An 11722-nucleotide genomic window follows, 5' to 3' on the forward strand; every position below is an offset into this window, starting at 1 on the left:
TGGTCAGGGGGTGGGCTTCTTCTTCGGGGAGACGCGGAGGGTGATGTCCGCGGTGACGACCGGGGTGCCCGCCGTGTCGAGGATGCGCACCGGCACCACCCACTCGGCCGGTTCGTCGCCGGCCTCCGGCAGCGGGTCCAGCTCGGCGATGCCGTGCACGTCGGTCGCGGCCTTCGTCACGTAGCGCACCTGCATCCCGACCGGGATCCAGCGGTGCGTGGCGGGCACGCTCGCCTCGGCGAGCACCCCGGCGGCGATCTCGGCGACGTTGCACGCGGCGATCGCGTGGAAGGTGCCGAGGTGGTTGTGCACCGCGCGGCGCTTCTTCGCCCGCACCTCGCACCGGCCCGGTTCGAGCCGGACGACATGCGGGCGGACCGTGCGGAAGTACGGGGCGCGCAGGCAGACGCCCCAGGAGAACAGCCTGGTCCCGAGCGGGCGGGGCGAGAGCCTGCGCCACAGCTCCAGCGTCGAGGGCATCGGCGATCTCCTCCAGGTGTGCGGAACGCGGTGATATTACCCGTCGGTAACCTAAGTGCCGGTGCGCCCTCCGGTCAACCCGCGCCACCGTCCACAGCGGACCGCGCCGCGCGTGATCCTCGTCCGCATTCGCCCGAAAAACCCTGCTGGACTGCGAAGATGACCGCGCCGCCCGAGCAGCGGCACCGTCCTCGGTGCCAGTGAGGAGACCGCATGACCACCCCCGGCCTGAACGTCGTCATCGCCGACACCAACCTGCTGCCGCTGCGCGCCGAGATCGACGCCGGACTCCCCGCGGGCACCACCGCGCGCTGGCCCGACCGGCAGGACGACGCCGCGCTGCGCGCCGCGATCGCCGACGCCGACGTCTACGTCTCCGGCGACCTCCCCGCCGAGCTCGCCGCGCACGGCACCCGGCTGAAGCTCGTGCACGCGGCGGGCGCGGGCACCGACGGCATCGCCACGGGCGCGCTGCCCGCCGGGACGGTCGTCGCGAACACCTTCCACCACGAGAAGTCCATCGCCGAGCACGTCGTCGCCGCGACCACCGTCGTCCGCCGCCAACTGCGCGTGCAGGACGCGGCGCTGCGCGAAGGCCGCTGGGCCACCCCGGTCTACGACCAGCGGGCGCCGTGGCTCGACTCGCTCACCGGCGCCACCGTCGGCTTCGTCGGCTTCGGCCACATCGGACAGCTCACCTGGCGGCGGTTCCAGGCCTTCGAAGCCGCGGGCGTCGCCGTCACCCGCCGCGGCGACGTGGACGCCGCCGCCGGAGGGCTGGAGTGGGCCGCCACCATCGACCGGCTGGACGCGCTGCTGGAGGCGGCCGACGTCGTGGTGCTCTCCGTCCCGCTGACCGCGGAGACCACCGGGCTGATCGGCGCCGCCGAACTCGCCCGGATGCGCGAGCACGCGGTGCTCGTCAACGTCGGCCGCGGACCCGTCGTCGAGGAACGGGCGCTGTACGAGGCGCTGCGCGACGGCGTGATCGGCGGCGCGGCCATCGACGTCTGGTACGACTACCCGGCGCCCGGCGAGGTGAAGCACCCGAGCGCGCTGCCCTTCCACGAACTCGGCAACGTGCTGATGACCCCGCACTCCTCCGGGCTCACCCGGCAGACCTTCGCCGGGCGCGCGCGGGACGTCGTCGCCAACATCGGGCGGCTGGCCGCCGGGGAACCGCTGCGCAACGTGGTGATCACCGTCTGACGTGTGACCGCCTTCATCTACGGCGGCGCTGATCAGGAAGTTAGGGTAGGCGAAGTTAAGTCCAGAGGAGTTGCCATGCCTGCCCGTCCTCGCGGTGCCGCTCTCGTCACCGCCCTGCTCAGCGCGCTCCTGATCGTCGCGGGCTGCTCGACCGCACCGACCGCACCGACCGCGCCCGGCGGCGACGACGGGTGGGACCCGGTCACCGTGTCCACCGCCTTCGGTGAGGTCACCATCCCGAAGCGGCCGCAGCGGGTCGTCACCCTCGGCTGGGGCGACGCCGAGGTTGCGCTCGCGCTCGGCGTGCAGCCCGTCGGCACCGCGGACTGGCTCGGCGTCGGCGGCGACGGACTGGGGGAGTGGGTGCAGCAGCGCTACGAACCCGCGCCGCCGCCGATGCTCGGCACCCTCGAAGTGAACATGGAACGGCTCGCCGGACTCGCCCCCGACCTGATCCTGGACACCAGGGCCAGCGGCGCGCGGGACCGCTACGACCAGCTCGCCGGGCTCGGCGTGCCCGTGGTCAGCATCCCCGACGGCGCCGAGCAGTACACCACCTCCTGGCAGCAGCAGCTCGACCTGATCGGCACCGCGCTCGGCAAGCAGCAGGAGGCGCAGCGGCTGCGCGCCGACCTGGACGCGAAGTTCGCGCGGGCCAGGCAGGAACACCCCGAGTTCGTCGACGCCACCAACGTCGTCGGCGCGCGCACCGTCCGCGGCTTCGGCGCCTACCGGGCGGGCACCAGCCGGGTCGACTTCATGCGCGCGCTCGGCTTCCGCAACTCGCCGCGGGTGGAGGAACTGGCGACCAGCGCGTTCTCGGTGCCGATCTCGAACGAGCGGCTGGACCTGCTCGACGCGGACCTGACCGTGATGACCACCATCGGCTACGACCCGCAGGACCTCATCGACGACCCGCTGTACCGGTCGGTGCCGTCGGTGCGGGACGGGCGGGACCTGGTGTTCACCGACGAGGTGGTGTCGCAGTCCTTCGCCAGCGCCACCGTCGTCGGCACCTCCTACGCCCTCGACCGCGTCGTGCCGCTGTTCGCGGCGGCCATGCGGCGCTGACCGGCCGGTCCCGGGTGGTCCCGGGCGAGCTGGTGTACTGCTCCGGGCGCCGCGGGTAGGCGTGCGGCGGCGGCCGCGCGGACCTCCCCGGCGGAACGGGACGGATCGGGTCGGCGCGGAGCGCGGCCGCGCGGGAGTGTCGAACTGATGATGACGGTGGTCGCCGGGCTGATCTTCGTGCTCACCCTGGCACTGGTGGTCCGGCGTCCCGGCGGGCTCGGCATCGGGTGGAGCGCCCTGCTCGGCGCGGCGGCCGCGCTGCTGACCGGCGTCGTCGCGCTCTCCGACGTGCCCACCGTGGTCGGGCTGGTGTGGAACGCGACGCTCGCGTTCGTCGCCATCGTGCTCGTCTCGCTGCTGCTCGACGGGTCCGGCTTCTTCGAGTGGGCGGCGCTGCACGTGGCGCGCTGGGGCGGCGGGCGCGGGCGCCGGCTGTTCGTGCTCGTGGTGCTGCTCGGCGCGGCGATCTCGGCGGTGTTCGCCAACGACGGCGCCGCGCTCATCCTCACGCCCATCGTGCTGCAGATCGTGCTGGCGCTGCGGTTCAGCCCGGCCGCCGCCCTCGGGTTCGCGCTCGCCACCGGATTCGTCGCCGACACCGGCAGCCTGCCGCTGGTGGTGTCGAACCTCGTCAACATCGTGTCCGCGGACTTCTTCGGCATCGGGTTCGCCCGCTACGCGGTGGTGATGGTGCCGGTCGGGCTGGTGTCCGTCGCCGCGAGCCTCGCGGTGCTGCTGTGGTACTTCCGCCGCGACATCCCGCGCGAGTACGAGCTGGACGAGCTCGCCGAACCCGCCACCGCGATCCGCGACCGGCTCACCTTCCGCGCCGGGTGGGTCGTGCTGGTGCTGCTGCTGATCGGCTACTTCACGGCCGAACCGCTGGGGATCCCGCTGTCCGCGGTGATCGGCGCGGGCGCGGTGGTGCTGCTGTCCGTCGCGGCGCGGTGGCCCGGCCCCCTCTACCGCGGAGCGGGGGAGCGGCGGATCCCCGTCGGCGCGGTGGTGCGCGAGGCGCCGTGGCAGATCGTGCTGTTCAGCATCGGGATGTACCTGGTCGTCTACGGGCTGCGCAACCAGGGGCTCACCCGGGAGCTCGCCGCGCTGTTCGGCTGGTTCGGCGCGCACGGGGCGCTCAGCGCCGCCGTCGGCACCGGGGTCGTCGTCGCCGTGCTCGCCTCGGTCATGAACAACCTGCCGACCGTGCTCATCGCGGCGCTGGCCATTGCGGGAGCGGGTGCGACCGGGCTGGCGCACGAGGCCATGGTGTACGCCAACGTGATCGGCTCCGACCTGGGGCCGAAGATCACGCCGATCGGGAGCCTCGCCACGCTGCTGTGGCTGCACGTGCTCGACCGCCGGGGGCTGCACGTCGGGTGGGGGCGCTACTTCCGCACCGGCATCGTGCTGACCATCCCCGTGCTGCTGACCACCTTGTTGGCGCTGGCGGCGTGGCTGCTGGTCGTCGGGTGAACTTCAGGCGCTTCGGGGTCGGGTGGCGGAACCGCACTGCCTGCCCTGAACCTGGCCGGCGGGTCCGTGCCCTGTCCTGTCGGCGGCGGAGCCGGTGAGCCAACGACCACGCACCCAGACCGACCACCAGCGGGTTCTCAGCGGTTCCCTCGCGAGGACAGCTTTTTCCCTCGTGGCGGAGCCACTCGGGAAAAAGATCCCGCAGCGAGGGAACAGCTGAGGTTCCGCCACCCGAGTGCTCCGCAGATCCAGTTGAAAGACGACTGCTAGGTCAGGCGGAGTCGCCGGGGAGGAGTCGGTTCTCCACCGGGCGGTCGCCGTCCGCGGTCGTCCAGCGGCGCCGGTAGTTCGCCACGGCGTTGCCCAACCGGTCCCGGGCCGCCCGCGCCACCGCGTCGTCCGCCCCGATGCCCACGTGCGCGCACACCGCGATCGACGGGGCTTCCAGCCGGGGGCGCGCGTTCTTCACCGTCTCCACACCCCCAGTGTGCCGGGCGCCCCGGAACCGGCTCGATGCGGGGCGCGGCGCCCCGGTGCCCGGCCCGGCCGGGCACCGGGTGGCAGGGCTACCGCTGGGCGGTGTTCGCGGTCTCCGCCCAGCGCTCCAGCTGCTCCACCGTCAGCGGGACGCCGGGGAAGCGGGTGATCCGGTCCGCGGGGAACGGGCGCAGCATCATCGCGTGCTGCGGGTCCGCCGCCAGCTCCGCCATCGGGCTCGCCGCCAGCGCCTCCCGCAGCAGCTCCCCCGCCACCGGGTGGTCCAGCCAGGCACCCAGCTCGGACCGCGGGGTCAGCGGGTCGGTCACCGGCTCCCCGGCCAGCCGGATCGTCGAGGTCAGCCGGACGTCCCGCGAGGATGCCGCGGCGCGCAGCTCGAACTCGCCGCCCTCCACCACCCAGCGGCCCAGCGGGGTGTGCCAGAAGGCGAACGCGCGGCGGTCCAGCTCCAGCACCACCCGGGTCTCCGCGCCGGGTTCCAGCGCGACCTTGGCGAACGCCTTGAGCTCCTGCTCCGGCCGGGACACCGAGCAGCGCGAGTCGGCCACGTAGAGCTGCACGACCTCCTGCCCCGCGCGCGCACCGGTGTTGGTGACGGTGAGCGAGACCACCACCCGCGGATCCGGTCCGTCCTCGACCACCTCGACCGCCAGGTCCGACTGCTCGAAGGTCGTGTAGGACAGGCCCGCGCCGAACTCGTGGCTCACCGGCAGCTCGTGCGCGTCGTACCAGCGGTAGCCGATCAGCAGTCCCTCGCCGTAGCGCACCGACCCGTGCTCGCCGGGGAAGGCGCCGGTCGCCGGGTTGTGCGCCAGCCGCACCGGGATCGTCTCCGCCAGCCGTCCCGACGGGTTCGCGGCCCCGGTGAGCAGCGCGGCCAGCGCGTGGCCGCCGGCCTGCCCGGGCAGCCAGCCGTGCAACACCGCCTGCGCGTGCCGCTCCCACTCGGCGACCGTGACCACCGAGCCGCCGGCCAGCACCACCACGACGCGCTCGTTCACCGCCGCCACCTCCCGCAGCAGCCGCAGCTGCGGTTCGGGCAGCGACAGGTGCTCGCGGTCGTAGCCCTCGGACTCGGCCGAGGGCGGCAGGCCGAGGAACAGCACCGCCACCTCGGCCGCCGCGGCCCGTTCCACCGCCTCGGCGATCAGCTCGGGGTCCGCGGCCTCGGCCGCCACCTCGTAGCCGGGCGCGAACTCCAGCGCGGCGAACCCGGCCCCGCGCAGCGCGCCGAGGGCGTCGTCCAGCTGCGTCGGCACCACCTGCGAACTGCCCGCGCCCTGGTAGCGCGGGGTGCGGGCGAACTCGCCCAGCACCGCCACCCGGGTCCGCGGCGGATCCAGCGGCAGGACGTCGTCGTCGTTCTTGAGCAGCACCGCGCTCTCCACCGCGGCGCGCTCCGCCAGCGCTCGGTGCTCGGCCGCGTCGAAGCCGTCCGCGGCGGGCAGCTCGGTGGTGGCCCGCCGCACCAGGCGCAGCACACGCTCGGCGGCCGCGTCCACGTCCCGCTCGTCGAGTTCCCCGGCCCGCAGCGCCGCCAGGACCACCGCGCTCCCGGCGCCACCGGACGACGGCATCTCCAGGTCGAGCCCGGCGCGCAGGCTCGCGGCCCGATCGCCCACCGCGCCCCAGTCCGACACGACGAGGCCGTCGAAGCCCCACTCCTCGCGCAGCAGCTCGGTCAGCAGCCACCGGTTCTCCGCCGCGTGCACCCCGTTGATCCGGTTGTAGGAGCACATCACCGTCCACGGCCGTGCCTCCCGCACCACGTGCTCGAACGCGGGCAGGTAGATCTCGCGCAGGGTCCGCTCGTCCACCTCGGCGGAGACGGTGAGCCGGTCGGTCTCCTGGTTGTTCACCGCGAAGTGCTTCACCGAGGTGCCCACCCCGCGGGACTGCACGCCCCGCACCAGCGCCGCCGCCAGCCGCCCGGCCAGCAGCGGGTCCTCGGCGAAGTACTCGAAGTTCCGGCCGCACAACGGGCTGCGCTTCATGTTCACGCCCGGGCCCAGCAGCACCGCCACGTCCTCCGCGCGGCACTCGGCGCCCAGCGCCGCCCCGACCTCGTGCAGCAGCTCCTCGTTCCAGGTGGCGGCGAGTCCGGCTGCGGTGGGGAAGCAGGTCGCGGGCACGCTGTCGGCCAACCCGAGGTGATCGCCCCCGGTGCGCTGCTTGCGCAGCCCGTGCGGGCCGTCGGTGAGCATGATCGACGGGACGTCCGCGTCGGAGATCGCTTCGGTGCGCCAGAAGTCGGTGCCGTCCAGCAACGCCACCTTCTGCTCCAGCGTCAGCGAGCGCAGCAGCCCCGCGACGTCGCCGGCTCCGTCCACTCCGGTCTCCGGTGTTGCGGCCATCACGACTCCCCTCGACGGTTCCGGTACTGCCGAGATCGTCCCACCGCGTGCGCGGGTCCGAGCGCCCCGTCCGCCGGTTCCCAGCTGATTCCCAGGTTCCTCAACGCGGGCGGACGCACTGCTCACCTAGCGTCGAGACCGATCGATGCGGGCGACCGAGCCGGAGGTGAGCGGTGCGCGGTGATCGACGACCGTCGTGGGCGGAGCGGACCAGCCGGGCGCTCGCGGCGCTGCGCGGCGGCACGACCGGGCGGGCCGTGCTGTTCACCGCGGTCGGGGGAGCGACGACGGCGGTGAACGCGCTGCTCTACCTGCTGCTGCGCGGCACCTTCGCCACCGGGCCCGCGAACGTGCTGGCGCTGCTGGTGACCACGATCGGCTCCAGCGCGCTGCACCGGCGTTTCGTGTTCACCGGGCTGCCGGAGCGGCGGCTGCGGATGCACCTGCAGACGGCGGCGACGTTCCTGTTCTACTGCGTCTCCAGCAGCGCGGCGCTGGCCCTGCTGCGGCTGGTCGACGCCGATGCGGGCAGCGTGGCCGAAGCGGTCGCCGTGGCGGTGATGAGCGTCGCGGGCGGCATCACCCGGTTCACCGCGCTCCGCCTCTGGGTCTTCCACCGCGACCGGCACCGGCCGGCCGGGGGACGCCCGATCCCGGCGGCGGCCTGAGCGGTCCGGCGCACGGCGGTCGCGTTCACGGGATCAGGGCTGCGGGGCGGGCACGGCGTGCAGTTCGCCCGTCTCGTCGGCCGCGCAGGCGGCCCGCTCCTCGGTGCCCGCCAGGAACTCGCTCAGGCAGCCGGCGAGGGCCCGGTGCCCGGCCGCGTTGGCGTGGAACGACTCCTGCATCGCGTGCGGCGCCCGGTAGTCGTCCTGCAGGCTGCCCCAGTCCACGGTGAGCCGGGTGAACCACTCCTGCTCGCCGTCCCGTGGCGAGGGCACCTGCCCGGCCGGGGTGTCCTCGGCGGTGTCCGCGGTGCAGGCCTCCCGGCCGATCCCGGCGCGGGACAGGTCCAGGAACCGCGCCCCCACCTCGTCGGCGGCCGCGCGCAGCCCCTCGGACAGCTGCGGGACCCCGGTGTCGCGGATCCATTCCAGGTCACCGGTCTGGAACGGGCAGCCGGAGAGGTTGTTCAGCCGCGGGTCCACGTCCGGACCCACCGGCGACGCGTAGGACTGCACCACCAGCGAGTAGGCGGCGGGCGTGTACCCGGAGCGCTCCATCGCGGCCCGCACCTCGCGCAGCGCGGACACGACCTTCGGCCGCATCGCCGCGACCCGCTGCGGCCACAGGTCCCGCATCTGCTCGGCGCAGCCGCCGGGCACCCGGGTCGCCCACGCCTCCACGCACCGGTTCACCACGTCGGTGAAGGCGGGATCGTCGTTCGCGCCGACCTGCACCACGACGTCGGTGATCCGGAACCGCTGGGTCAGCTCGGCCAGCCGCGCGGCCTGGGAACCCTCGGCGTCGCCGTCCGCCCCGATGGCCGCGGCCTGCGCGCCGGAGCACGCCAGGTTGATGCGCGTCACGTCCGGCGGCAGCCGCAGCTGGTGCACCGGGGCCGCCGGGGAGCGGTGGCACCAGTTGCCGCCCTCGCCGTTGGTGCCCGCCTCGTAGTGACCGCCGCCCTCGCCGGACAGCGTGCTGTCGCCGAGCGTGACCACCGCGGCGGGCAGCCGTTCGGGCTGCTGCGGCAGGCTCGGCAGGTACTGATCACTGACCAGGACCGCGAGCGCCAGGACGCCGCAGATCGCCAGCAGTGCGAGGAATCTCGACATGTGCGCCCGCATCGCCGATCAGTCTATGAGCACCCGCGCGCGACCACGGCCGGTACCGGGCGGTGGTGAGCGCAACACCACGTGGAAACCGGTCCAGGCGCGCGGGAGAAAATCGGGCATCCCGTGCGTTGGACGGGGTGAGGCGGATTTGTCCCGGAGGTCGTTTTGCCCATTCTCCTGCTGCTCCTGGCCATCGGCGTCGTGGAGATCAGCGTGCTGGTGCTGGTCGGCAGCGCCATCGGCGTGCTGCCCACGATCGGACTGCTGTTCGGGGGCGCGTTCCTCGGCAGCTGGCTGCTGCGCAGGGAAGGGCGCCGCTCCCTCCAGGCGTTCAACGAGGCCGCGATGCAGCGCAAGCCACCGGAGCGGGAGGTCGCGGACGGGGTGCTGGTCGTGGCGGGCGGCCTGCTGATCGCGCTGCCCGGGTTCGTCAGCGACGTCGTGGGACTGGTGCTGCTGCTGCCGCCGACGCGGGCGCTGGTGCGCCGCCGGCTGGCTCGACGTGCCGAACGCCACGCCGAGCAGGTGCAGCAGCGGTTCTGGGCCCACGCGGGTGGCGTCGGGTTCCCCGCGGGCTTCCCGGGAGCGGGTTCCCCCGGTGCCGGGCGCGGTGCGGGGAGCCGTGACGGGGACGTCATTGACGGTGAAGTGGTATCGGTCAGTGAGGACGACGTCCCCCGCCAGCACCCGCCGCTGGGAACGTCGTCGCAGGCAGAGCGCCCGGACGGCGGCTCGCCGCGGTGAACCGCCCGGCGTGGCGCCGCTCGTGCGAGCACTGCGGGTAAGCTTCGGCGAACGATCGTGGCCGGAGTCGGGAGCGGCACTCCCGACTCCGGCCACGGTGGCGCATGGCGAGGTTCACCTCGGCGCGGACCTCGATCCACCGGGGTCGCGGTGCTCCGCGTAAGGTGATCCACCCGGCTCCGGACGGAGCGGGCGGACACGGGGACCGGGCGGCCGAGCCACCCGACGCGGTCCGCCGCCGACCGAGCAGGTCGGTGCGACCCGGAGCGGAGGGGCTCGCGCCGACGCGCGGGGGCCGGGCGGAACAGCTCGTCACGCCTTGCGCCGCCAGCAAGCCGAAGCCGGGGGGAATCCCCAGGACAGGGAACACAGGACATGTCCGAGACCACGTTGCTGCTCGGCGGCCGGATCCATTCGCCCGCCGATGCCGACGCCACCGCGATGGCCGTCATCGATGGCACCATCGCCTGGGTCGGTTCCGACAGGGTCGGCCGTGCACTGCATCCCGAGGCGGAGGTCGTCGAGCTCGGCGGGGCGTTCGTCGCCCCCGCGTTCGTCGACGCGCACGTGCACGCCACCTCGTCCGGTCTGCTGATCAACGGCCTGGACCTGACCGGCTGCGCTTCGCTGACCGAATTCCTGCACGCGCTGCGCGACCACGTCGAGGAACATCCGGGCGCGCTGGTCTGGGGCCACGGCTGGGACGAGACCTGGTGGCCGGAGCGCCGCCCGCCGTCCCGCGCGGAGATCGACAACGCCTGCGGCGGCGCGCCCGTCTACCTGTCCCGGATCGACGTGCACTCGGCGCTGGTCTCCAGCGCGCTGATCGAGCGCGCCCCGCTGGCCAAGGACACCGAGGGCTGGAGCCCGGACGGGCCGCTGACCCGCGTCTCGCACCACCACGCGCGCAGCGCCGCCCGCGAATCGCTGGGCCTGGCGCAGCGCCGGGAGGCCCAGCTGGCGTTCCTGCGGCACGCGGCGTCCTGCGGGGTGGCGGCCGTGCACGAGTGCGCGGGCCCGGACATCTCCGGCGCGGACGACCTGCGGGACCTGCTGGAGCTGTCGGCTCGCGGGGACGTGCCGGAGGTCGTCGGCTACTGGGGCGAGCTGGGTGCCCTGGAGACCGCGCGGGAGCTCGGCGTGCGCGGGCTGGGCGGCGACCTGTTCGTCGACGGCGCGGTCGGTTCGCGCACCGCGGCGCTCGGCGCGCCCTACGCGGACGATCCGACGACCTCGGGCGTGCTGTACCTGGACGCCGAGGCCGTCGCCGAGCACCTCGTCGACTGCACCCGGCAGGGCCTGCAGGCCGGGTTCCACGTGATAGGGGACGCCGGGGTCGCCGAGGCCTGCGAAGGCTTCCGCCGCGCGGCGAAGGTGCTCGGCGTGCCCGCGCTGGCGAGCATGCGGCACCGGCTGGAGCACCTGGAGATGGTGACCGCCGAGCAGGCCGCGGAACTCGGCGCCTTCGGCGTGGTCGCCTCGGTGCAGCCGCAGTTCGACGCCGCCTGGGGCGGGCCGTCGGACATGTACGCGAGGCGGCTCGGCGTGCCGCGCGGGACGCGGCTGAACCCGTTCTCGGCGTTGGCGGCGAACGGCATCGTGCTCGCCTTCGGTTCGGACGCGCCGGTGACGCCGGTGGACCCGTGGGCGGCGGTGCGGGCCGCGGTGCACCACCGCACGGACGGGTTCGGCATCTCGCCGCGCGCCGCGTTCACCGCGCACACCCGCGGCGGCTGGCGGGCCGCCGGGGTGGACGACGGGGTGACGGGCGCGCTGGTGCCGGGTGCTCCGGCGACCTACGCGGTGTGGGAGACGGGCGATCTCGTCGTCACCGCACCGGATTCGCGGGTGCAGCGCTGGTCGACGGATCCGCGCGCGGGCGTGCCGCCGCTGCCGGACCTGAGCCCGGGCGCGCCGCTGCCGCGTTGCCAGCGCACCGTGCTGCGCGGCAGGACCCTCTACGTCCGGGACCCGGACGAGGAGGACTGAGCTCCACCGGGCTCCCGTCGCGGGGGCCCGGGGGGGGGGGGCGCCCCGGGGGGGGGGGGGGGGGCGGGGGGGCGGGCCGGGGGGGGGGGGGGGGGGGCGGGGGGGGGGGGGGGGGGCCCCGGGGCG

Annotated in this window: 10 protein-coding genes; 6 read left to right on the top strand and 4 right to left on the bottom strand. The window is 74.4% G+C overall.

The features are described from left to right. Positions 1-3 precede the first annotated feature (3 nt). Positions 4-480, bottom strand: coding sequence for a hotdog fold domain-containing protein (locus LCD33_RS19165; protein WP_224967611.1), 477 nt, complete (start codon positions 478-480; stop codon positions 4-6). A 213-nt stretch (positions 481-693) separates the two neighbouring features. Between LCD33_RS19165 and LCD33_RS19170 the strand changes: the two genes are divergently transcribed. The 3 genes from LCD33_RS19170 (at position 694) to LCD33_RS19180 (ending at position 4233) form a co-directional block, all read left to right on the top strand. Beyond that, entirely contained in the window at positions 694-1689 is a 996-nt protein-coding gene (locus LCD33_RS19170; protein ID WP_224967613.1) for a 2-hydroxyacid dehydrogenase, read from the top strand. A 75-nt stretch (positions 1690-1764) separates the two neighbouring features. After that, entirely contained in the window at positions 1765-2760 is a 996-nt protein-coding gene (locus LCD33_RS19175; RefSeq protein WP_224960271.1) for an iron-siderophore ABC transporter substrate-binding protein, read from the top strand. 150 nt (positions 2761-2910) lie between these two features. Beyond that, positions 2911-4233 carry an arsenic transporter gene (locus tag LCD33_RS19180; RefSeq protein WP_374108100.1) on the top strand — a complete coding sequence of 441 codons (1323 nt, stop codon included), beginning with the start codon at positions 2911-2913 and terminating at the stop codon, positions 4231-4233. Positions 4234-4504: 271 nt separating this feature from the next. Here the strand turns inward: LCD33_RS19180 and LCD33_RS19185 are convergent, their stop codons facing one another. Together LCD33_RS19185 and LCD33_RS19190 are read right to left on the bottom strand one after the other, a co-directional pair. Next, positions 4505-4711 (bottom strand): hypothetical protein, encoded by a 207-nt coding sequence (locus tag LCD33_RS19185; protein WP_224960275.1) that lies wholly within the window; start codon positions 4709-4711, stop codon positions 4505-4507. Positions 4712-4799: 88 nt separating this feature from the next. Further along, a complete protein-coding gene (locus LCD33_RS19190; protein ID WP_224967615.1) occupies positions 4800-7085 on the bottom strand; it encodes a glycoside hydrolase family 3 C-terminal domain-containing protein in 2286 nt (761 codons plus the stop codon). A 173-nt stretch (positions 7086-7258) separates the two neighbouring features. Here LCD33_RS19190 and LCD33_RS19195 point away from each other — a divergent pair, with 173 nt between their 5' ends. Continuing rightward, positions 7259-7753 carry a GtrA family protein gene (locus LCD33_RS19195; RefSeq protein WP_224960279.1) on the top strand — a complete coding sequence of 165 codons (495 nt, stop codon included), beginning with the start codon at positions 7259-7261 and terminating at the stop codon, positions 7751-7753. A gap of 33 nt (positions 7754-7786) precedes the next feature. Here the strand turns inward: LCD33_RS19195 and LCD33_RS19200 are convergent, their stop codons facing one another. Then, positions 7787-8875 carry a GDSL-type esterase/lipase family protein gene (locus LCD33_RS19200; protein ID WP_224960281.1) on the bottom strand — a complete coding sequence of 363 codons (1089 nt, stop codon included), beginning with the start codon at positions 8873-8875 and terminating at the stop codon, positions 7787-7789. Positions 8876-9028: 153 nt separating this feature from the next. Here LCD33_RS19200 and LCD33_RS19205 point away from each other — a divergent pair, with 153 nt between their 5' ends. Both LCD33_RS19205 and LCD33_RS19210 read left to right on the top strand, forming a co-directional pair. After that, a complete protein-coding gene (locus tag LCD33_RS19205; protein ID WP_224960282.1) occupies positions 9029-9607 on the top strand; it encodes an FxsA family protein in 579 nt (192 codons plus the stop codon). A gap of 375 nt (positions 9608-9982) precedes the next feature. Then, positions 9983-11596 carry an amidohydrolase gene (locus LCD33_RS19210; protein WP_224967620.1) on the top strand — a complete coding sequence of 538 codons (1614 nt, stop codon included), beginning with the start codon at positions 9983-9985 and terminating at the stop codon, positions 11594-11596. Positions 11597-11722: the final 126 nt, after the last annotated feature.

It is taken from the genome of Saccharopolyspora sp. 7B (genome assembly GCF_020177435.1).
Classification (GTDB): Bacteria; Actinomycetota; Actinomycetes; order Mycobacteriales; family Pseudonocardiaceae; genus Saccharopolyspora_C; species Saccharopolyspora_C gregorii.